The 20,267-nt window shown below is 58.8% G+C and carries 20 protein-coding genes and 1 tRNA gene; 11 read left to right on the forward strand and 10 right to left on the reverse strand.

Annotated elements, in window-relative coordinates; translation table 11 throughout:
• Positions 1–54: 54 nt before the first annotated feature.
• Positions 55–243 (reverse strand): hypothetical protein, encoded by a 189-nt coding sequence (locus PG5_RS05470; RefSeq protein WP_020796097.1) that lies wholly within the window; start codon positions 241–243, stop codon positions 55–57.
• A gap of 257 nt (positions 244–500) precedes the next feature.
• Between PG5_RS05470 and phaR the strand changes: the two genes are divergently transcribed.
• Entirely contained in the window at positions 501–1,034 is a 534-nt protein-coding gene (phaR, locus tag PG5_RS05475; protein WP_020796098.1) for a polyhydroxyalkanoate synthesis repressor PhaR, read from the forward strand.
• Between the two features lie 35 nt (positions 1,035–1,069).
• Here the strand turns inward: phaR and phaP are convergent, their stop codons facing one another.
• A complete protein-coding gene (gene phaP / locus PG5_RS05480) occupies positions 1,070–1,627 on the reverse strand; it encodes a TIGR01841 family phasin (RefSeq protein ID WP_020796099.1) in 558 nt (185 codons plus the stop codon).
• Positions 1,628–1,820: 193 nt separating this feature from the next.
• On the opposite strand from phaP, the gene PG5_RS05485 reads away from it, so the two are divergent.
• On the forward strand, positions 1,821–3,680 hold the full coding sequence (locus tag PG5_RS05485) for a DUF3141 domain-containing protein (protein WP_020796100.1): 1,860 nt from the start codon (positions 1,821–1,823) through the stop codon (positions 3,678–3,680).
• Positions 3,681–3,741: 61 nt separating this feature from the next.
• Here PG5_RS05485 and PG5_RS05490 read toward each other — a convergent pair whose 3' ends face one another.
• Entirely contained in the window at positions 3,742–4,869 is a 1,128-nt protein-coding gene (locus PG5_RS05490; protein ID WP_020796101.1) for an AraC family transcriptional regulator, read from the reverse strand.
• A 273-nt stretch (positions 4,870–5,142) separates the two neighbouring features.
• On the opposite strand from PG5_RS05490, the gene phbB reads away from it, so the two are divergent.
• From phbB to PG5_RS05510, 4 genes are all read left to right on the forward strand, one after another.
• Positions 5,143–5,889, forward strand: a complete 747-nt coding sequence (phbB, locus tag PG5_RS05495) for an acetoacetyl-CoA reductase (protein ID WP_080725291.1) — start codon at positions 5,143–5,145, stop codon at positions 5,887–5,889.
• Between the two features lie 64 nt (positions 5,890–5,953).
• On the forward strand, positions 5,954–7,132 hold the full coding sequence (locus PG5_RS05500) for an acetyl-CoA C-acetyltransferase (RefSeq protein ID WP_020796103.1): 1,179 nt from the start codon (positions 5,954–5,956) through the stop codon (positions 7,130–7,132).
• 154 nt (positions 7,133–7,286) lie between these two features.
• On the forward strand, positions 7,287–8,990 hold the full coding sequence (gene phaC, locus PG5_RS05505) for a class I poly(R)-hydroxyalkanoic acid synthase (RefSeq protein WP_020796104.1): 1,704 nt from the start codon (positions 7,287–7,289) through the stop codon (positions 8,988–8,990).
• 149 nt (positions 8,991–9,139) lie between these two features.
• Positions 9,140–9,406, forward strand: coding sequence for a hypothetical protein (locus tag PG5_RS05510; RefSeq protein WP_020796105.1), 267 nt, complete (start codon positions 9,140–9,142; stop codon positions 9,404–9,406).
• An 80-nt stretch (positions 9,407–9,486) separates the two neighbouring features.
• On the opposite strand, the gene PG5_RS05515 is transcribed toward PG5_RS05510, so the two are convergent.
• Both PG5_RS05515 and PG5_RS34110 read right to left on the reverse strand, forming a co-directional pair.
• A tRNA-Ser gene (locus PG5_RS05515) sits at positions 9,487–9,576 on the reverse strand.
• A gap of 85 nt (positions 9,577–9,661) precedes the next feature.
• Complete coding sequence (locus PG5_RS34110) at positions 9,662–9,820, reverse strand: hypothetical protein (protein ID WP_020796106.1); 159 nt, start codon at positions 9,818–9,820, stop codon at positions 9,662–9,664.
• A gap of 64 nt (positions 9,821–9,884) precedes the next feature.
• On the opposite strand from PG5_RS34110, the gene PG5_RS05520 reads away from it, so the two are divergent.
• The 3 genes from PG5_RS05520 (at position 9,885) to PG5_RS05530 (ending at position 12,651) form a co-directional block, all read left to right on the forward strand.
• Positions 9,885–10,574 (forward strand): crotonase/enoyl-CoA hydratase family protein, encoded by a 690-nt coding sequence (locus PG5_RS05520; RefSeq protein WP_020796107.1) that lies wholly within the window; start codon positions 9,885–9,887, stop codon positions 10,572–10,574.
• Between the two features lie 213 nt (positions 10,575–10,787).
• Positions 10,788–11,510 carry a 1-acyl-sn-glycerol-3-phosphate acyltransferase gene (locus PG5_RS05525; protein WP_020796108.1) on the forward strand — a complete coding sequence of 241 codons (723 nt, stop codon included), beginning with the start codon at positions 10,788–10,790 and terminating at the stop codon, positions 11,508–11,510.
• Positions 11,511–11,679: 169 nt separating this feature from the next.
• A complete protein-coding gene (locus tag PG5_RS05530; RefSeq protein ID WP_020796109.1) occupies positions 11,680–12,651 on the forward strand; it encodes a magnesium and cobalt transport protein CorA in 972 nt (323 codons plus the stop codon).
• Positions 12,652–12,761: 110 nt separating this feature from the next.
• Here the strand turns inward: PG5_RS05530 and PG5_RS05535 are convergent, their stop codons facing one another.
• The 3 genes from PG5_RS05535 to PG5_RS05545 form a co-directional block, all read right to left on the reverse strand.
• Positions 12,762–13,484, reverse strand: coding sequence for an amidotransferase (locus PG5_RS05535; protein ID WP_020796110.1), 723 nt, complete (start codon positions 13,482–13,484; stop codon positions 12,762–12,764).
• A 94-nt stretch (positions 13,485–13,578) separates the two neighbouring features.
• Positions 13,579–15,723: a 3-hydroxyacyl-CoA dehydrogenase NAD-binding domain-containing protein gene (locus PG5_RS05540; RefSeq protein ID WP_020796111.1), complete on the reverse strand. Its 2,145-nt coding sequence runs from the start codon at positions 15,721–15,723 to the stop codon at positions 13,579–13,581.
• 24 nt (positions 15,724–15,747) lie between these two features.
• Positions 15,748–16,953, reverse strand: a complete 1,206-nt coding sequence (locus tag PG5_RS05545) for an acetyl-CoA C-acetyltransferase (protein ID WP_020796112.1) — start codon at positions 16,951–16,953, stop codon at positions 15,748–15,750.
• A gap of 285 nt (positions 16,954–17,238) precedes the next feature.
• Between PG5_RS05545 and PG5_RS34385 the strand changes: the two genes are divergently transcribed.
• Both PG5_RS34385 and PG5_RS05550 read left to right on the forward strand, forming a co-directional pair.
• Positions 17,239–17,484, forward strand: coding sequence for a hypothetical protein (locus PG5_RS34385; RefSeq protein ID WP_162276359.1), 246 nt, complete (start codon positions 17,239–17,241; stop codon positions 17,482–17,484).
• 75 nt (positions 17,485–17,559) lie between these two features.
• Positions 17,560–18,381, forward strand: a complete 822-nt coding sequence (locus PG5_RS05550; RefSeq protein WP_020796114.1) for a cytochrome c — start codon at positions 17,560–17,562, stop codon at positions 18,379–18,381.
• A gap of 128 nt (positions 18,382–18,509) precedes the next feature.
• Here PG5_RS05550 and PG5_RS05555 read toward each other — a convergent pair whose 3' ends face one another.
• Together PG5_RS05555 and PG5_RS05560 are read right to left on the reverse strand one after the other, a co-directional pair.
• A complete protein-coding gene (locus tag PG5_RS05555) occupies positions 18,510–19,319 on the reverse strand; it encodes a transglutaminase family protein (protein ID WP_020796115.1) in 810 nt (269 codons plus the stop codon).
• The gene (locus PG5_RS05560) at positions 19,316–20,266 is read right to left on the reverse strand and encodes an alpha-E domain-containing protein (protein WP_020796116.1); all 951 of its coding nucleotides are present in this window, start codon (positions 20,264–20,266) and stop codon (positions 19,316–19,318) included. Before PG5_RS05560 ends, PG5_RS05555 begins: the two co-directional genes overlap by 4 nt.
• Position 20,267: the final 1 nt, after the last annotated feature.

Below are 20,267 nucleotides of genomic sequence, written 5' to 3' on the forward strand. Positions count from 1 at the left end.
TGCTGGGCGCACACAAAAAACCCCGTTCGATGACGGGGTTGGCTCGCGGGTCATTTACTTGCTGGCCGGTTCTGTAAGCTTGGGCAGGAATTTTCCCTTCAACACTCGGCATGCCTTGGTCTTGATCTTGAGGACCTTGGCCTGATCTTCGCCAAAGCTGGCCACATACTCTGTCTGGCCGCATTGAACGTAGTTGTTGATCGGATATTCTGCGCCGTCGTCTTCGATGTACGGTTCAGTCATCGCTTCACCCCTCTCAAAAATACGGGATCGACACCGGCAAGCCCTTTGCCCGAAAAATATCGATCACCAAGGATTTTGAGACTAGCCGGTCATTAACGGACTTGTTGTTCAGACAAGCGAATGCCCGACGAATGGGCGAAGCCTGTCAGAGCAGTTTGACCGACACCGCAGTGTGATTGTGAGGCGACACATAAGAGTGGCAGTGCCCAGAGTAGGTTAAGATGCCAGCAAACCAGGCTCGCTGTGAGTAGCCCCGCATGACAGAAAACAGTCGGAACACCACCCGTCTGATCAAGAAATACCCGAATCGCCGTCTGTATGACACGCACACCAGCAGTCATCTGACCCTTGCGGATATACGCCAATTGGTCGTCGATAGAATTCCGTTCGAGGTGGTCGACGCCAAGACTGGCGAGAACCTGACCCGGAGTATTTTGCTGCAGGTCATTCTGGAAGCCGAAAGTGGCGGTCAGCCGATCTTCTCCAGTGAGATGCTGATGGGGATCATCCAGTTCTACGGTCCCTACCAAAGCGTCCTTGGCAGCTATCTGGACAAAAGCATCCAGACGGTCATCGACATCCAGTCCCAGACCGGCGCTCAGTCCTCCGAAACCTGGAGCGCGTTCATGCACCAGCAGGCACCGGTCATGCAGGATTTGATGCGCCAGTATGTCGACCAGTCAAAAGCGCTCTACCTGAACACCCAGAACCTCTTCGGAATGTTCGGCGCCGTGCCCCCAGGCAAGCCAGGTGCCGATGGCGGGCCGAAAAAAAATGGCGATGGGGAGTAACCCCCATCGCCATCCTGTAACCAGCCTGATCAGGCTTACTTGCTATCAGCCTTGCCACCAGCAGCGGTTTTGCCAACTGCAGCGGTCGCTGCGTCAAAGTTGCTCTGGGCAACGTCAGCAGCCTGTTTTACCGCTTTCTGTGCACTTTCAAAAACGGCACCGGCATTGGCCAGCGACGATTTGAACCCAGCCACGACAGGCTCGGAGCCAGCCGGTGCATTCTTGCTGATCACGTCAACAAACTCTCGCACCTGCTGGGTGCCTGCCTCGACCTGACGCGAGGTCAGCTTGGCGATTTCCGAGTGGGTATCGACAATCAGCGCCTGCACTTGACGGTTGTAATCAGCCAGGCGTTCGGCTTGCACATTTGGCTGGATGAAAGACGCCTGGAGCTCGGCGAATCCTTGTGGATCACGTACCGAAAGCAGCTTGCGAAAGCCCTCGAACTGCTCCTCGGTGGAGGCCTGCAGGGTCTTGAACTGCAACTGGCTCAGCTGCTCGACACTGGAAAAGATTTTGCCGCTGATTTGCTGCAGGAGGTCGAGGTTGGCTTTCTGAGCGTCTTGCAATTTTTCCGAGTTGAAAAAAGACATGCTTGAATCTCCTGGTTTGAAGGCCGACTCGGGCCTGAGGACGCGAGAGCGATCCTGCCGGTCATCGCGTTAGGGTTTATATTGCAGTGCACAATTTCTTTTGGCAACGATTTTTTGTGCACCGCACAAAAGACTTCCCTATCCTACGGATGTTCGCTATAGACTCCTACATGCCTATCGTCAGGAGATCACCATGGACCAGGAAGACATTAGTGCATCGCAACAGGAACAACGCGGCCTGTGGGAACACCTGAGTCATCTGCAGCGCCTCAATGCGCTGAACGTCCTCGAGGCTGTGCGCCAACGCCAGAAAAAAACCCTCACGCCCCTGAAACGAGGCCAACTCAGACAACCTACTCCCGCTCAATGGCAGGAATATGTCATCGACTTCAGCCAACGCTGCCTGCTGTTCTGGGACACCCTGCGCCAGCGCGGCGACAACAGGCTGGCCCATGAACGCGCCGGGTATCCACTGTTGCTCAAGTTCGATCATGAAACCTTGATCGCTGGCCCTGATCTTGCGCGCCCGGTCAATTTTTCACTGCTGCGGATCCTCCCCGGCCCCGAGCAAGAAATCGACGGTAACAGCCAGCCGGTGATCATCATTGACCCGCGCGGGGGACATGGTTCGGGAATCGGTGGTTTCAAGCAGGATTCGATCATAGGTGAGAGCCTCAGGGCCGGGCACCCCACCTACTTCATCTCTTTCAGTCACTCGCCACAGCCTGGGCAAACCCTGGACGATATCGTCCAGGCCCAGGCCCGGTTCATCGAAGCCGTCAGCGCCCTGCACCCAGCCAACGACAAGCCGATCATCATCGGCAACTGCCAGGCCGGCTGGGCCTTGATGGGCCTGGCGGCCACACGACCGGAGCTACCCGGCCTGATCATTATCAACGGCGCCCCCTTGTCTTACTGGGCCGGCATCAATGGACGCAATCCCATGCGCTATACCGGCGGCCTGCTGGGTGGCGGCTGGATGGCTCGCCTTGGCAGCGACTTGGGCAATGGCCGATTTGACGGTACCTGGCTGGTCAGCAACTTCGAAAACCTCGACCCGGCCAACACCTATTGGGGCAAGTATTACCAGTTGTTCAGCCAGATCGACAGCGAGGCCGGGCGCTTCCTCGATTTCGAACGCTGGTGGGGTAGCCCGACCCTGCTCAATGGAGAAGAGATCGAGATGATTGTCGATGATCTGTTCATCGGCAACCAATTGTCGGGCCGTGCCGACCGCAAGAGTAACGGTATCGACCTGAAACGGATCGAAGTGCCGGTGGTGGTGTTCTGCTCCTACGGGGACAACATCACCCCTCCCCAACAGGCGTTGAACTGGATCGCCGATGTCTATTCCAGCGATCTCGCCTTGCAGGAGGCAGGCCGCACCATCGTCTACCTGCGGCATGCCAGCATCGGCCACTTGGGTATCTTTGTCTCGGGCCAGGTGGCGCGGCGCGAACACCGAGGGTTGCTAGGTGCGGTCGAAGCCATCAATGCGCTGCCGCCCGGGCTGCATGAGATGCTGATTGACGACCTGCCGGCCACTTCAGGCAGCGGTGACATGCAATACCGGGTGCATTTCCAATCAAGGCGAATTGCCGATATTCACGATGACCACGAGCCTGTCCGTGATGACGATCGCGAATTCTCTTCGGTCGTGCGCGCCTCTGAAATCAACAGTGCGTTTTACGACGGATCGATACGTCCGTGGCTGCGTCAGATCATCAACGAACCCACGGCCGAATGGATGCGCAGGACGCACCCCTTCCATCAGCAGCAATTGTTTTGGAGCAGCTTGAATCCGACGCTATGGTGGTTGCCCGGGACAGTTTCAGCGGTCAACCGTAACCGTCGTCCCGCACACCAGGACAACCCGCTGCTGGCCTGGCAGGAGCTGTTCTCCAACCAGATGCAAGACACCCTGAATGCGTACCGCGACGTGCGTGACGCCACTCAAGAGATCTGTTTCTACGGTATTTACGGCGTACTGGGCGCCTTCACCGGCGCCCAGCCTCCGCGAAATCTCCACGCACCTGAGCCGAGCGCCCAGTGAATCGGTTGTCATCCTGGAGGCCCTCGTGGAACTCCATCTCTCAATGTGCCTTCACAGGAGATTAGCGGTGCATCCGTTCGACGTAATCTCTGGCGAAGCTTGGGATCTTGTGATCCCCGCGCCGACCTATAGCACTCATGGGTAGGACCGGCACGACGTCCTTGAGCACAGGCAACGACTCATGGGTTCGATATTGGCCGGGGGTCATACCGAACCAACGGGTGCACGCCTTGTGGAAGCTGCTGTGATCATGAAAGCCGAGCAGGTGGGTGACATGCTTCAGGTTGAAATGAGAGTGGCGCAAGTAGAATTCGGCCATCTGCCGGCGCACATCGCTCAGGACATCCTTGAATTGCGTCCCATCCTTCTCAAGACCGCGCTGAAGTGTGCGCTTGCTGATGTTCAGCGCTGCTGCAATCGACTCCATATCACACTGCCCCTGGCCTTGCCCCTGGCTCAAGCGCTCGGTCAAAAGGCGGCGAATCCTGCCAACGATCGAGTACCCGGACAACTGGTCCAATTGAGCTTCGGCAAAACTGTCATGCAGCGTGGCCAGCGCCTCATTGGCCATGCTCAATGGCGTCAGGAGCTCCTGGCCGTCGAACAGGATGCTGTCATAGGCCGCCCCGAAACTCAGCGGGCAGCCAAAAAGTCGCTGATGCTGCGACGTGTCTTCTGGCTCGGGATAGGAGAACTCCACACTCATGGGTTGCGGTGACTTGCCACCTGCCAGCCAACGGCAGAAGCCCAGCAGCGACGCCAAGGCTGCATCCGTATATTGCCGTGGTTTGACCGAGCCATCTTGCTGATGATCGAGACTGGCCAATCGGTAATGCTGCTCCTCCTGGACAAGGAAAAGGCTGAATCCGGTGCCGATCAACGGGCTGAAACGGACCAGGCGTTCAAGCGCCCTTTTCAGGTTCGAACTGGACATCATCGTGTAGCCCACGATCTGAAAACTGCTGGGATGGCATTCCCCGTAGGCTTTCAGACCGATATTCGGATCGTTCGAAGCCTGGGCCGCCAGATCCCAGAGACGATAGATAACGTTTCGCTCGCAGAATGCCCCTGGTTTATTCACGAACCCGATATCCAGTCCCGCCTCCTCGCACAGAGCGGCAAGGTCGAGACCCTGGGCCAAAAACGTATTCGCCAGCACGCTGGCATAACCTGAACTTATCCTGTACATGGCGTCCTCAATGACCAGTGGAACCGAACGTCCTGTCCGGAGCCGATGCTGACACGTGTAGAACATATTTCAACTCTGTTGCAGAAATATTAACTATCCATTCAGTTTTAAGTATTGATCCAAGTATAGGTACTCCTCATTTTTTGCCATCCCCCTCCCTTCCGCGTGGCACCGAAGGACAGGAGAACGTCACCTTCAAACACTTCCCCCACAGCCCGTCGATAACCAACAATCACCACTCCTGCAGCGCAAAAAAAAAAACGGAGTAGATGTATGGAATCGCGTAGTCGTATTGCTTTGGTAACGGGTGGTATGGGCGGTATCGGTACAGCAATCAGCCAACGTCTATACAAGGAAGGATTCAAGGTAATCGTCGGCTGCAGTTCTGACTCCAGCCGCAAGGACGACTGGGCTGCCAGCCAGCGTGAGGCAGGTTACGAGTTCGAGTTCATCTATGGCGACGTCACCGACTGGGAGTCGACCCGCAAGGCTTTCGAGATGGCTCGTGAACAATTCGGCCCGATCGATGTGCTGGTCAACAACGCCGGCATCACTCGCGACGCCTCTTTTCGCAAGCTCACCCCGCAAGACTGGGACAGCGTGATCGGGACCAACCTGACGGGCTTGTTCAACACCACCAAGCAGGTCATTGAGGGCATGCTCTCCAAAGGTTGGGGGCGGATCATCAATATCTCCTCGATCAACGGTCAGCGTGGCCAGTTCGGCCAGACCAACTACTCCGCCGCCAAGGCTGGCATCCATGGTTTCACCATGGCACTGGCCCGGGAAGTCTCCGGCAAGGGCGTGACCGTCAATACCGTATCCCCAGGCTACATCCAGACCTCCATGACCGCGGCCATTCGCCCGGACATTCTCGAAGGCATGATCTCGGGAATCCCGGTGGGTCGCCTTGGCCTGCCGGAAGAGATCGCCTCGATCGTTGCCTGGCTGGCGTCCGATGAATCCGCCTACAGCACCGGTGCCGACTTCTCGGTAAACGGCGGCATGAACATGCAGTAACCCTGACCCGGGCCTTAATGCCCAGGTTTGCTCGTCGAATTTTGTCTTTTCCATGAGGTCATGCATGAACGAAGTCGTAATCGTTGCCGCTACGCGTACCGCCATTGGCAGTTTCCAGGGTGCCTTGTCTGCAATTCCCGCGACCGAACTGGGTGCAGCAGTGATTCGCCGCCTGCTGGAGCAGACGGGTGTCCAAGCTGCGCAAATTGATGAAGTGATCCTCGGCCAGGTGCTCACCGCCGGCGCTGGGCAAAACCCGGCACGCCAGACCGCGATCAAGGCTGGCTTGCCCCACACCACGCCTGCCCTGACCTTGAACAAGGTCTGCGGCTCCGGCCTCAAGGCGGTCCACCTCGCCGTACAGGCCATCCGTTGCGGCGACGCGGAACTGATCATCGCTGGCGGTCAGGAAAACATGAGCCTGGCCCCCTATGTCCTGCCCAAGGCACGCACCGGCCTGCGCATGGGCCATGCGCAACTGCAAGACAGCATGATCCAGGATGGCCTGTGGGATGCATTCAACGACTACCACATGGGCATCACCGCCGAGAACCTGGCGCAGAAGTACGAAATCTCCCGTGAAGCACAGGATGCCTTCGCTGCCGCCTCGCAACAGAAGGCCGCCGCCGCCATTGAGGGCGGGCGTTTCCAGAGCGAAATCACGCCGATCCTGATCCCTCAGCGCAAGGGCGAACCGCTGGCCTTCGACACCGACGAACAGCCGCGTGTCGACAGTACGGCGCAAGCCTTGGCCAAGCTCAAACCGGCCTTCCAGAAAGACGGCAGCGTGACCGCTGGCAACGCTTCGACCCTCAACGACGGTGCGGCCGTGCTGTTGCTGGCCAGCGCCGCCAAAGCCCAAGCGCTGGGCTTACCAGTACTGGCCAAAATCAAGGCCTATGCCAGCGCCGGTGTGGACCCGTCGATCATGGGTATCGGCCCGGTCCCGGCCACACGCCTGACCCTGCAAAAGGCCGGCTGGAGCGTCGAAGACCTGGATCTGATCGAAGCCAACGAAGCCTTCGCCGCCCAGGCCCTGGCGGTTGGCAAAGAGATGGGCTGGGACACCAGCAAAGTCAACGTCAACGGCGGCGCGATCGCCCTTGGCCATCCGATCGGCGCGTCGGGCGCACGGATCCTGGTGTCGCTGGTGCACGAACTGATCCGTCGCGATGGCAAGAAAGGACTGGCCACCTTGTGCATCGGTGGCGGACAAGGCGTCGGCCTGGCTATCGAACGCTAACCGACGGCATACGAATAGCCAATGCGCGGACTTGGGCTCCTTGCTCCGCGCATCAGGCTGGCCTCGGACAACGTTGCCCGCCTCCCTTGCCGTCGCTACGCCGCAATCCGGTATAGCGCGGCTTTTTTCTGCCCGGCACATCGGTATGAATTTTATGGACAACAACGCGCATACATTCAAAACCTTCTGGTCAGGACAGGTTCCGTTCATCGCCTCTTTTGCAGTGCAACAATTGCGCCTATGGGTGAGCACCAATCCGTGGTTTTCCGGGCATGACCACGACACCTGGTTCGACCTGCCTCGCGAGACCCTGGACAGCCTTCAAGCGGACTACCAGGTTGAATGGGCTCAACTCGGCCAGAAACTGCTGACCGGCCAGCCCTTCAGCTTTGATGATCGACGCTTCACCAGCGGCAACTGGAGCGCCCCCCTGTTCGGCTCCCTCGCCGCGTTTTACCTGCTCAACTCCAGCTTCTTGCTGAAACTGCTCGACAAGCTGCGAATCGACGAAAAGAAAGCACGCCAACGCCTGCGCTATCTGGTGGAGCAAGCCATTGCCGCCAGTGCACCGAGCAATTTCCTGGCCAGCAACCCTGATGCGTTGCAGCGTGCGGTCGAGACCCAAGGTGCCAGCCTGATCACAGGGATGCAGCATATGGCCAGCGACATGAACGAAGGCAAAATGCGCCAGTGCGATAGCGGCGCCTTCAAGGTGGGTGTCGACCTGGCCAATACCCCCGGCGAAGTCGTCTTCGAGAATCGCATCTTCCAACTCATCCAGTACTACCCGCAAAGCGAAACCCAGTACCAGCAGCCGGTGCTCGTCGTACCTCCATCGATCAACAAGTACTACATCCTTGATCTGCGCCCCGACAACTCGATGGTCCGCCACCTGCTGGAAAAGGGACATCCCGTATTCCTGGTCTCCTGGCGCAACTTTGACCAGGAACACGCCGGTACCACCTGGGACGACCTGATCGAGCACGGGGTGATAAACGCCGTGAAAGTGACCCGCGAGATCAGTGGCCAACAGCGCCTCAATTGCGTGGGTTTCTGCATTGGCGGCACCCTGTTGAGTACGGCGCTGGCCGTATTGGCTGCACGTGGCGACCGCGAGATCGCCAGCCTGAGCCTGTTCGCCACGTTCCTCGATTACCTGGATACCGGTCCCATCGACATCTTCGTCGATGAAGAACTGGTGGCCTACCGCGAGCGCACCATTGGCGGTGTCAACGGCCCTATCGGATTGTTCCGTGGCGAAGACATGGGCAATACCTTTTCCCTGCTGCGCCCCAACGAACTGTGGTGGAACTACAACGTCGACAAATACCTCAAGGGGCAAAAGCCGATTCCACTGGACCTGCTGTTCTGGAACAACGACAGCACCAACCTTCCAGGGCCGATGTACTGCTGGTACCTGCGCCACACCTACCTGCAGAACGACTTGAAGTCAGGCGAGCTGGAGTGCTGCGGGACCAAGCTGGATTTTCGTGCAATCGACGCGCCCGCCTACATCCTCGCCACCCATGACGATCACATCGTGCCGTGGAAGAGCGCCTACGCCAGCACCCACCTGCTTTCCGGGCCCAAGCGTTTCGTACTGGGTGCTTCCGGGCACATCGCCGGCGTCGTCAATCCGCCGGCCAAGCAGAAGCGTCATTACTGGACCAACAATCGGGTGACTAAAAACCCCGAGACCTGGTTCAAGAATGCCGAGCAGCAACAAGGTAGCTGGTGGAATGACTGGTTCAACTGGCTGGCGGGGCACTCAGGCGAGCGTCAACCCGCGGTTGCGCACATCGGCAATGACCAATACCCGCCTCTGGAGCCGGCGCCAGGCAGCTTTGTAAAGCAATGAAGGACCGCTGTGGAGCAGAGCGGGACACCGCCTGCGATACAGCAGCTTGATTGCACAGGTGAAGATCGAATCACGCAAACGCAATAGATAGCCGCCGGTAAGCCCAACCGGCGGCACGTCATTTGTTTGGGTACAAGGAGAGAGGCTCCATGAGCACCCCGTTTCGCATCAACGAAGCACTCTTGATTGCCGGCCAGGCATTCGAACCTTTTCAATGCGTCGCCTGGGCTCCGCAAGACGGTAATGGCGACCTGAGCCTGACCGTCATCGACCGGGCCGCCACTCGAATTTGTCGCAAACAGATTCCAAGCAGCACCTATTCCGACCCGGCGCAGCTGGAAAGCCTGCTGCAAGAAGTGCGCGCCGAGTTGAGCCAGGGGGGTTACACGCTGCAGTCCTGGGCGATGCCAGGGTAAGCATTGTCGCGGGCTGGGATTTTTTTCAGAAACGCAGAAACGAAAAAGCCCTGAATAATCAGGGCTTTTTCGTATAAATGTGGCGGTGAAGGAGAGATTCGAACTCTCGATACAGTTTCCTGTATACACACTTTCCAGGCGTGCTCCTTAAGCCACTCGGACACTTCACCGTATCTCTTCAAACAAGTTCTGTCTGTCGAGGCGCGCTAATGTAGTCGAAAGCTTTTCTGATGGCAAACATTTTTTTCAGAATTTTCATGCGCTTAACTCGCATAGCTGTTTCTGGTTGCCCTGGGTAATGGCAAACCGGCCAATCTCCGGCTTGGCATCCCCTTCTATATAGCTGGCGATGCGCGGCTGGCGTGCCGGGGGCCGCTGGCCGACGGCGTTAAGCGTGACTGGCGAGTCAGTCACGGCGCTTTACCTGGCGGGTGTCGGTGAGTAACGTCTGCCCTACTTTACTGAAAGGATTAGCGTCATGAGTGAGTTGATTTCCTACCACCTCGAAGACGGTATCGCGACCCTGACCTTGAGCAACGGCAAGGTCAATGCCATCTCTCCGGACGTGATTGCGGCGTTCAACGCTGCGCTGGATCAGGCGGTGACTGATCGCGCGGTGGTGATCATTACCGGTCAGCCAGGGATTCTGTCGGGCGGGTACGATCTGAAAGTGATGACGTCCGGCCCTAAAGAAGCCATGGCGCTGGTGACTGCCGGCTCGACGCTCGCCCGTCGCCTGTTGTCGCACCCTTTCCCGGTGATTGTGGCTTGCCCTGGGCATGCCGTGGCCAAGGGCGCGTTTCTGCTGCTGTCCGCCGACTATCGCATCGGTGTCGACGGTCCGTTCAGCATTGGCCTGAATGAAGTACAGATCGGCATGACCATGCACCACGCCGGTATCGAGCTGGCCCGTGATCGCCTGCGCAAATCGGCGTTCCACCGTTCGGTGATCAACGCTGAGATGTTCAATCCGCAGTCTGCGGTGGATGCCGGTTTCCTTGACGTGGTGGTGTCGGCCGAGGAGCTGCAAGGTGCAGCACTGACAGCGGCTCGTCAGTTGAAGAAGATCAACATGACCGCCCACAAGAACACCAAGCTCAAAGTACGCAAGGCACTGCTGGACACCCTGGACAACGCAATCATGCTGGATCAGGAGCATATGGGTTAAGCCCCAACCTGCAGCAACGAAAAGCCCGACCGTCGTGTCGGGCTTTTCATACACGCCACGTTGAAAAGTCTTCAACCGCTCTAGAGCGCGTCTGCCCCCTCAGTCGGAAACATGCGCTCAAACATCGCCTATCTCCCGCCTCTATAGTGGCAATTGCCGAAAACAGTGCACATCCGTACACTGCGCCACCTTTTGTCCCGGTGGGGCCTGCAAATGCTGTTCGCTTTACGTATGTCTTTGATGGGCCTGCACTTTATTGTGGCGGGCGTGCTGGGCGTCGTGCTTGGCCTGTGTCGCCCGTTCAATCCGGACAACAGTCGCCTGTGCGCGCGCCTCTATGCGTGGCCAGCAATGTGCATTCTGCGACTGCGGGTAAAAGCCGACGTCGGGCCGTTGATGGACAAACCCGACAGTTGCGTGATCATTGCCAACCACCAGTCCAACTATGATTTGTTCGTGTTTGGCAATGTGGTGCCCCGCCGTACGGTATGCATCGGCAAAAAGAGCCTGAAATGGGTGCCCTTGTTCGGGCAGTTGTTCTGGCTGGCCGGCAATGTGCTGATCGACCGTGGCAATGCGCAGAAGGCGCGTCAGTCGATGTTGACCACCACCCATACCCTGCAAAACGAAGACACTTCGATCTGGGTTTTCCCGGAAGGCACGCGCAACCTGGGCGAAGAGCTGTTGCCGTTCAAAAAAGGCGCCTTCCAGATGGCCATCGCGGCCGGGGTGCCCATCGTACCGGTGTGTGTCAGCAGTTACGTCAAGCACATGCGATTGAACCGCTGGCGCAGTGGGAAAATTCTGATCCGTTCCTTGCCGGCCATTCCGACCGCGGGATTGAGCCTGGATGACATGCCGATGTTAATGGCCCAGTGCCGCGAGCAGATGCGCGAATGCATCGATTCGATGGATCGGCAGCTGCAAGCCGCTTGAAAATGCAGTACGACCGCAGACAAATCCATCGAATGGGCGGGCGCCTTCGCCGGCAAGCCTGGCTCCTACAAGATTTCACTGACTCTCGATAGCAGACAAGGCTAAGCTGAACGCTGCCTGCCACGGCCATTTGCCATAGAAAGCTGCCAAGAAGAAGTGAATCAACATCATGGGTAGAGTTGTTGCTGCTGCGGTTTACAGCGCTGGTAAAAAAGTCACCAACATCACCCTCGACGAAGGCGCAGCCTGGGCTGCAAAGCCGGGGCACTTTGTCTGGATCGGCCTTGAAGAGCCGAACGCCGAGGAACTGTACAACCTGCAACGCCAGTTCAACCTGCATGAACTGGCCATTGAAGACGCCCTGGAAAAACACAGCCGTCCGAAGCTGGAAACCTTTGGCGATGCGCTGTTCATCGTTACGTATTCGCCCATCATGGAAGAAGGCAAGCTCAAGTTCATTGAGACCCATATTTTTGCCGGCAACGGCTACATCATCACCGCGCGCAACGGCCATTCGGCGTCCTACGCCTATGTGCGTCAGCGTTGTGAGGCGCGTCCATTGTTGCTGGAGCATGGGGAAGATTTCGTACTCTATGCCATTCTCGATTTTGTCATTGAAAACTACCAGCCAATGGGCGAAGCCATTCATGCTCAAATCGATGAGCTGGAACGCAACGTCATGTGCGGCTCCCTGAACGAGCACGACATTCAAAAACTCCACAGCCTACGCCGCGATGTGTTGCGCTTGCGCCGGTTCGCGGCGCCGATGGTGGAAATTGGCGAGGAACTGCAAAAACTGAGCTTTCCCTTCATCGACAAGAACATGCGCCCGTATTTTCGCGACGTGCAGATTCATGTGACGCGGCAGATGGAGGACCTGACGACCCTGGCGGACATTGCCAGCCAGACCATTGAGGTCGGGGTGTTGCTGGAAGCCTCACGCCAGAGCGTGGTGCAGCGCAAGTTTGCCGCGTGGGCGGCGATCCTGGCGTTCCCGACGGCGGTGGCGGGAATTTACGGGATGAACTTCCAGAACATGCCGGAGTTGACCTGGCATTACGGGTATTTCGGGGTTCTGGGGTTCATTACGGTGGGGTGTGTGGGGTTGTGGATGAGCTTCAAGAGGTCGGGGTGGTTGTAATCGAGACCGATGTGTCCGGGATATTCGCGAGCAGGCTCGCTCCCACATCGGATCTCCGATGTTGCAGGAGATCAGTGTGGGAGCGAGCCTGCTCGCGAAGGTTTTAGCCGTTAAACGGTTTCTGGCTTGTGCGCCACAAACCGCATCATCCACTCGGCGACCGTGGTGCCGTGGTGTTCACTTTCCAGGCTCGCGATTCCTTTGGAATACACTTGCTCCCCCAGCGCCTGCTGGCGAATTTCCAGCAAGGCCCGGGAATAGTCGTGGATGAATTCCGGATGCCCCTGGAAGCACAGCACCTGGTCGTTGATGTGGTAGGCGGCAAACGGGCAGAAATCGCTGGAGGCGATCACCGTAGCGTTTTCCGGTAGCGAGGTGACCTGATCCTGGTGGCTGATCAACAGGGTCAGCTCTTCCCTCACCGGGTTCATCCAAGGCGCCTTGGCAGCGAGTTTGTATTTATGCGTGCCAACGCCCCAGCCTTGCGTTGCACGTTCGCTTTTGCCGCCCAGCAACAGCGCCAGCAACTGATGGCCGAAGCACACGCCCAACAGTTTGTCGCCACGCTCATAGCGGGTCAGCAGGTACTCCTTGAGGGTCTGGATCCACGGATCGGTGCCAAAGGAGTCAGCTTTGCTGCCGGTGACCAGGTAGGCATCGAAGGTCTGGTCATCGCTGGGATATTCACCCTGTACCACGTTATAGATCGTGAATTCAGCGGCGATGGGTTGCTGCGAAAACAGGTGTTTGAACATCTGCCCGTAGCCCTGATATTGGTCGACCAATTCCGGACGCAGGTTGTCGGTTTCCAGAATGCAGATGCGTAACGACATAAAAAATACCTGACACGTGATGGGAATAATGCACACCCCAGAGCCTGCCTTGAAACACCGTGACAAGGCAAGCCCCGCAGTGTGTCACCGATCCCTAAAACGCCTCGCCCTTGGCGGCTTTTTCCAGCAGCAGGGCCGGCGGTGCAAAGCGCTCGCCGTATTGCCCGGCCAGGTACTGGGCGCGGGCGACGAAGTCCTTGACCCCGTACTGATTGATGAACTGCAGTGCACCGCCGGTCCAGGCAGCGAAACCGATGCCGAAGATCGAGCCGATATTGGCATCCGCCGTCGACGTCAGCACACCCTCCTCCACACAGCGCACGGTTTCGATGGCTTGTACAAACAGCAGGCGATCGCGCACATCCTTGGGCGAAATCTGCCTGTCAGCCTTTTCAAAGCGGGTTTTCAGTTCTGGCCATAATTGTTTTTGCCCGCCCGCCGGGTATTCATAGAACCCGCCCCCGGCGGCCTTGCCAGCACGCTTGTACTCGCTGAGCAGCAAGTCAATCACGGCGTACGCCGGGTGCTCGACCAGCGCCTTGCCCTCTGCCTGCAGGTCCTTGGCGGTTTGCTGGCGGATATGGCTCATGAGGCTGAGGGAAACTTCGTCGGAGATCGCCAGAGGTCCGACTGGCATGCCAGCCTTGCGCGCCTCGGTCTCGATCATCGCCGCGCAGACGCCTTCACCCAGCATGGCAATGCCTTCATTGGTGAACGTGCCGAACACCCGAGAGGTGAAGAAACCCCGACTGTCGTTGACGACGATAGGGGTTTTGCGGATTTGCAGGACGAAATCGAACCCGCGGGCCAGGGTTTCGTCGCTGGTGCGGGCGCCCTTGATGATTTCCACCAATGGCATTTTTTCCACGGGGCTGAAGAAATGCAGGCCAATGAACTTGCTCGGGTCCGCCACCGCGGTGGCGAGGCCACTGATCGGCAGGGTCGAGGTGTTGGAGGCGATCAGTGCATCGGCGCCCACCACATTTTGCGCGGCCGAGGAGACTTTGGCCTTCAGCTCACGGTCCTCGAATACCGCTTCGATGATCAAGTCGCAACCCGCCAGATCGGCATCGTTGTCAGTGGTATGGATGCGCGCCAGCACGGTTTGACGGTGCTCGACGCTGATCTGCCGGCGCGCCACTTTCTTGTCCAGCAACGCAGCTGAATGCGCCTTGCCCCTATCGGCCGCTGCCAGGTTGACGTCCTTGAGCACCACGTCGACACCGGCCGACGCGCTGACAAAAGCGATACCCGCCCCCATCATCCCGGCGCCGAGCACGCCGACTTTTTTCGTCACATAAGGCACGAAACCTTCAGGACGCGAACCACCGGCATTGATCTGGTTGAGCTGGAACCAGAAGGTGCCAATCAGGTTTTTCGCGACCTGGCCGGTGACCAGCTCTGTGAAGTAGCGGGTTTCAATCAGCTGCGCCGTGTCGAAATCCACCTGGGCACCCTCCACCGCCGCACACAGGATTTTCTCCGGCGCGGGCAACGTACCCTGGGTTTTACTGCGCAGGATAGACGGTGCAATCGCCAGCATCTGGGCGACTTTCGGGTTCGACGGCGTGCCACCTGGAATCTGAAAGCCCTTCACGTCCCAGCGCTGGACCGCCGTCGGATTGGCCTTGATCCAAGTGCGTGCCTTGTTCAGCAGCGCCTCGCGATCGCTCGCCAGGTCATCGATCAAACCCGCTTGCAAGGCCTTCTGCGGGGCTAATTTCTTGCCTTCGAGCAGGTACGGCAGGGCTTTTTCAATGCCCAGCATTCGCACCATGCGTACCACGCCGCCACCCCCCGGCAGCAAACCGAGGGTCACTTCCGGCAGGCCGAGTTGCAGGGAAGGATCGTCCAGCGCTATGCGGTGATGGCAAGCCAGGCAGATTTCCCAGCCTCCACCCAACGCCGCGCCATTGATTGCGGCGACCACGGGTTTACCAATGGTTTCCAGGGTGCGCAGTTGGCTCTTGAGGCTCAGCACCCTGTTGTAAAAAGCCGTGGCCTGGGGCCTGTCGACCTTGATCAGCTCATTGAGATCGCCGCCGGCAAAGAAGGTTTTCTTGGCCGAGGTGATGATCACACCCGCGATGCTGTTTTTTTCGGCCTGCAGGCGGGCGACACAGTCGGCCATGGCTTCGCGGTAAAGCGCATTCATGGTGTTGGCGCTCTGGCCCGGCAGGTCGATGGTCAGGACGACGATCCGGTCCTGGCCTTTTTCGTAGCGAATGGCTTGGCTCATATACAGGTTCCTTGCAATCGGGGCTCAGAGGCGTTCGATGATGGTGGCAATGCCCATGCCGCCGCCGACACACAAAGTCGCCAGGCCATAGCGCAGGCTCCGGCTTTCCAGTTCATCGAGCAGCGTGCCGAGAATGGCGCAGCCTGTGGCGCCCAACGGGTGGCCCATGGCAATGGAGCCGCCGTTGACATTGACTTTTTCCGGGTCGACGGCCATGTCCCTGATGAACTTCAACACCACCGAGGCAAACGCCTCGTTGACCTCGAACAGATCAATGTCTTCGACCCGCAACCCGGCCTTGGCCAACGCCTTGCGGGTGGCCGGCGCAGGACCGGTGAGCATCAGGGTCGGATCGGTGCTGGTGACTGCGGTGGCGACGATCCGCGCCCGTGGCTGCAAGCCCAGGACCTGGCCCATGGCTTCGGAGCCGATCAACATCAACGCTGCGCCGTCGACGATCCCGGAACTGTTGCCGGGGGTGTGTACATGATCGATCCGCTCCACCTGGCTGAAAACCCGCAGCGCAGTGGCGTCGAACCCCATTTGCCCGATCATTTCGAAACTCGGCTTGAGTTTGCCAAGGCCTTCCAGGGTCGATTCGGCGCGGATGAACTCGTCATGATCGAGCAGGATGATGCCGTTCTGGTCCTGCACCGGCACCAATGAGTTTTTGAACGCCCCGCCAGCCCTCGCCCTTGCGGCTTTTTGTTGCGAGTGCAAGGCGTAGGCATCGACGTCCTGCCGGCTGAAACCTTCAAGCGTGGCGATCAGGTCGGCGCTCACGCCCTGTGGAATGAAATGGCCGTGCAGGTTGGTTTGCGGGTCCAGCGCCCACGCCCCGCCGTCGCTGCCCATGGGGATGCGTGACATCGACTCGACGCCGCCGACCACCACCAGGTCTTCGAAACCGGAACGGACTTTCATCGCCCCCAGGTTCACTGCCTCCAGCCCCGAGGCGCAGAAACGGTTGATCTGCACGCCCGCCACGCTGACGTCCCATTCCGCCACCTGGACCGCGGTCTTGGCGATGTCAGAGCCCTGGTCGCCGATGGGCGTCACGCATCCGAGTACCACGTCGTCGACCTGGCTGGTATCAAGGTCGGTTCGCTGTTGCAGCGCCGTGAGCAAGCCGGCCACCAGGCTCACCGGCTTGACACTGTGCAAGGCGCCACTGGGCTTGCCTTTGCCACGGGGCGTACGTAACGCGTCGAAAATCAAAGCTTGGGTCATGGCGTCCTCGAACCTGATGGGGCTGCAATCTTCTGATCTTCCAGAGAGCCTCCACCTTATTCCGAGCTGCCGGCCATTCAATGACCGCAACGTTCATCAACGTTGACCCACACGCTCAGACGGACGGTCATCCCGCCCCCGGTGAAGGGGTTCAGCACACGCAGGTGTCTAGCAAAAGGCCGCTCAAGAAGCTGGCAATTGGCCTCATGCCTTTTTAATAGCATTCCGTGACAACACCATACTAAATGGATCTAAACCAAGTGTGACGCGGGCTCTAAGGTGAAGGTGTACGAAGTTGTCGTCGGGTTTTGCCGAGACGCTCGTGCTACAGGAAGTGCAACGTTTGCCGTCATGGAGATGGGCAGGCAGGCATCAGGAAATAACAAAAAAAAGGCGGTCAGCCATGTTCAAACAATCGAAAGTTCGTCAAGCCGGGCTCATTCTTTTCGCCACCACTCTATTGTTGATTTTGCCAAACCTGACCAAGGTGATCGGTTAGTCGATCTTGAAAAGACGGCGGCAGGTCTTTAATCGCCATGTAAAAATGTGACTGGCTCGCTTCCCGTGCCAGTATGGCTGTGCCAACCTCTGCGGCACTTGCACGACATGGATGGCGATCATTTGAAAACGCTTATTGTGTTCGGGGCCCTGCTACTCAGCACGCCTCTTCATGCCGCACAGCTGAACCTTGAGCTGGGCGCGAACAGTCGCACGTGGCAATCCGAGGAGTTGCTCAAGCATCCTCAGATCCAGACCATCAGTATCAGCAATGATGTGTCCTACAAGCGTGACATGACTTATCGCGCCGTGCCGCTCGCTGCGCTATTGACCGACATCAAGCCTGACGATCACCTGCAAGCCGTGGCGCTGGACGGCTTTGCGGCCGAGTTGTCGGCGGCGCCGCTGCTCAATACCCAAGGCGCGCGTGCCTGGCTGGCGATCGAAGATCCGGCCCAGCCGTGGCCGCCGCTGGCAGAAGGCAAACACAGCGCCGGGCCGTTTTACCTGGTCTGGACCGATCCGCGTGCAGGCAACATCAGCCCGGAACAATGGCCGTTCGAAGTCGCCAGCATCAAGCGCATGGCACCGGTGGCCGCGCGTTTCCCTGCCCTGCTGCCTGATCCTGCGTTGAAGGCCGACGATCCGGTGAACAAGGGCTTTGCGCTGTTTCAGAAAAACTGCCTGGCGTGCCATCGACTCAACGGTGCCGGTGATTCGCAGTTCGGCCCGGACCTGAATATCCCGTACAACCCGACCGAGTACTTCGGCGCGGATTTCCTCCAGCGCTATATCCGCGACCCGCAGAGTTTGCGCCAGTGGCCGCAGGCGAAAATGCCGGGGTTCTCGGCCGAGGTGTTGCCGGATGGGGATCTGCAGATGTTGGTGGGGTATTTGCAGCACATGGCCGGGCGCAAGGTCAGGCCCTGACCACATCCCCCTGTAGGAGCGAGCCTGCTCGCGATGGTCGTCAACGATAACGCTGGAAACCTGACACCCCGCGGTGATCTCGCGTTCTTCGCGAGCATGCTCGCTCCTACAGGATGAGCGGTTGCTGATTACTGCTGTTGTACGGAAATCACCGGCACAGGCGTCGGCGATACGAACACTTTTGCATGCATCTGCTCACACCCACCACCGCGGCGCATGCCACGTACCGGGCAGGCGTCCAGGTAATCGAGCCCTACCGCGAGCTTCAAATGGCGTTCAGGACGGGCCAGTTCATTGGTCACATCGAAGCTGTACCAGGCGTCATCGAGCCAGGCTTCGGCCCAGGCGTGGCTGGCCAGGTGTTCGCTGTTTTCGCTGTACAGGTAACCCGACACATAACGCGCCGGCACGCCCAGGCTGCGGGCGCAGGCGAGGAACGCGTGGGTATGGTCCTGGCACACACCCGAACGCCCGGCGAAAGCCTGGGCGGCGCTGGTGTCCACTTCGGTGGCGCCCGGCGTGTAGGTCATGTGCTGGTTCAAGCCATGCATCAAGTCGATCAGCGCCGTTCGGTCGCGGCGCTGCTTGCACGCCTTGTCGGCGAACGCGCGTAGCGCCTGGTCGGCCTCGGTCAGCCGGGTGAAACGCAAGAACGGCAATGCCGACTGGCTCTCGTGCTCGGCTTCGCGCAACTCGTCGATGTCGACCTGGCCACGGGCACCGATGATGATGGCCGCGTGGGGTTCGTCCATGGTCAGTACGTGCAGGATGTTGCCGAACGGATCCAGTTGCGCGCGCACCGGCCGCGGCAGATCGAGCTGCCAACTGAGCACGTGTTGGCGCTCGCTGTCGTGAGGCGTCAGCCGCAGGTACTGGATGCTCGCCCGCACCTGATCCTCGTAGTGATAGGTGGTCTCGTGGCTTATGGAAAGTCTCATGCAGCCTCCAGGTAGGAACTGTGAATGGCATTACCCAACTGACGCACCAGCGGGATGAACTCGGTCAGCCAGGCATGCAGGCCTTCGTCGAGGATTTCGTTGATGCCGGTATAGCGCAATCGTGCGTCCATCTCCGCAGCCAAGCGCTGTGCCGGGCGGCCATTGGCCCCTGGCAGTTGCGCCAGGATCAGATCGATTTCTTCGGTGCAGGCGCGCAAAGAGCGTGGAACATCGGCCCGCAGCAGCAGCAACTCGGCCACATGCCGGGCGCCGGGGGCGTCACGGTAGATCTCGGTGTACGCCTCGAAAGACGACAGGGCCCGCAACAACGCACTCCATTGGTAATAGGCGTGGGCCGTGCCGTCGCTGACCGCTTCGGCCTGATCACCGGCCATTTCGTAGCGCGCATCGAGCAGGCGCAGTGTGTTGTCGGCCCTTTCGATGAATGTCCCCAGGCGAATGAAACGGAACGCGTCGTTGCGCATGATGGTGCCGTAGGACGCACCACGGAACAGATGGGAACGTTCCTTGATCCACTCGCAGAAACGGCTCATGCCGTAGCGGCCCAGGCCCTGTTCGGCGATGCCGCGAATCTCCAGCCAAGTGGCGTTGATGTTTTCCCACATGTCGGCGGTGATGCGGCCACGTACCGCGTGGGCACTGGCCCGTGCGGCCCCGAGGCAACTGTAGATGCTGGCCGGGTTGGCCGCGTCCAGGGCAAAGAAATGCAACAACCTTTCGGCATGCAGCTCGCCGTGGCGTTCGAGATAATCATCCAGCGTGCCGGTAATCAGCAACGGCATGGCCAACTCGTGCAGGCCGTTCCCACGGCCATCCTGGGGCATCAGCGACAGCGAATAACTGATGTCGAGCATCCGCGCGAGGTTTTCCGCCCGCTCCAGGTAACGCGACATCCAATACAAATCCGAGGCAGTTCTACTTAACATG

The organism is Pseudomonas sp. G5(2012) (assembly GCF_000408945.1).
Lineage (GTDB): Bacteria > Pseudomonadota > Gammaproteobacteria > Pseudomonadales > Pseudomonadaceae > Aquipseudomonas > Aquipseudomonas umsongensis.

Bases quoted from the DNA above. Each gene is read 5' to 3' on its own strand.
- PG5_RS05470 (WP_020796097.1), bottom strand. From the start codon at position 243: ATGACTGAACCGTACATCGAAGACGACGGCGCAGAATATCCGATCAAC.
- phaR (WP_020796098.1), top strand. From the start codon at position 501: ATGACAGAAAACAGTCGGAACACCACCCGTCTGATCAAGAAATACCCG.
- phaP (WP_020796099.1), bottom strand. From the start codon at position 1,627: ATGTCTTTTTTCAACTCGGAAAAATTGCAAGACGCTCAGAAAGCCAAC.
- PG5_RS05485 (WP_020796100.1), top strand. From the start codon at position 1,821: ATGGACCAGGAAGACATTAGTGCATCGCAACAGGAACAACGCGGCCTG.
- PG5_RS05490 (WP_020796101.1), bottom strand. From the start codon at position 4,869: ATGTACAGGATAAGTTCAGGTTATGCCAGCGTGCTGGCGAATACGTTT.
- phbB (WP_080725291.1), top strand. From the start codon at position 5,143: ATGGAATCGCGTAGTCGTATTGCTTTGGTAACGGGTGGTATGGGCGGT.
- PG5_RS05500 (WP_020796103.1), top strand. From the start codon at position 5,954: ATGAACGAAGTCGTAATCGTTGCCGCTACGCGTACCGCCATTGGCAGT.
- phaC (WP_020796104.1), top strand. From the start codon at position 7,287: ATGGACAACAACGCGCATACATTCAAAACCTTCTGGTCAGGACAGGTT.
- PG5_RS05510 (WP_020796105.1), top strand. From the start codon at position 9,140: ATGAGCACCCCGTTTCGCATCAACGAAGCACTCTTGATTGCCGGCCAG.
- PG5_RS05520 (WP_020796107.1), top strand. From the start codon at position 9,885: ATGAGTGAGTTGATTTCCTACCACCTCGAAGACGGTATCGCGACCCTG.
- PG5_RS05525 (WP_020796108.1), top strand. From the start codon at position 10,788: ATGCTGTTCGCTTTACGTATGTCTTTGATGGGCCTGCACTTTATTGTG.
- PG5_RS05530 (WP_020796109.1), top strand. From the start codon at position 11,680: ATGGGTAGAGTTGTTGCTGCTGCGGTTTACAGCGCTGGTAAAAAAGTC.
- PG5_RS05535 (WP_020796110.1), bottom strand. From the start codon at position 13,484: ATGTCGTTACGCATCTGCATTCTGGAAACCGACAACCTGCGTCCGGAA.
- PG5_RS05540 (WP_020796111.1), bottom strand. From the start codon at position 15,723: ATGAGCCAAGCCATTCGCTACGAAAAAGGCCAGGACCGGATCGTCGTC.
- PG5_RS05545 (WP_020796112.1), bottom strand. From the start codon at position 16,953: ATGACCCAAGCTTTGATTTTCGACGCGTTACGTACGCCCCGTGGCAAA.
- PG5_RS05550 (WP_020796114.1), top strand. From the start codon at position 17,560: ATGGATGGCGATCATTTGAAAACGCTTATTGTGTTCGGGGCCCTGCTA.
- PG5_RS05555 (WP_020796115.1), bottom strand. From the start codon at position 19,319: ATGAGACTTTCCATAAGCCACGAGACCACCTATCACTACGAGGATCAG.
- PG5_RS05560 (WP_020796116.1), bottom strand. From the start codon at position 20,266: ATGTTAAGTAGAACTGCCTCGGATTTGTATTGGATGTCGCGTTACCTG.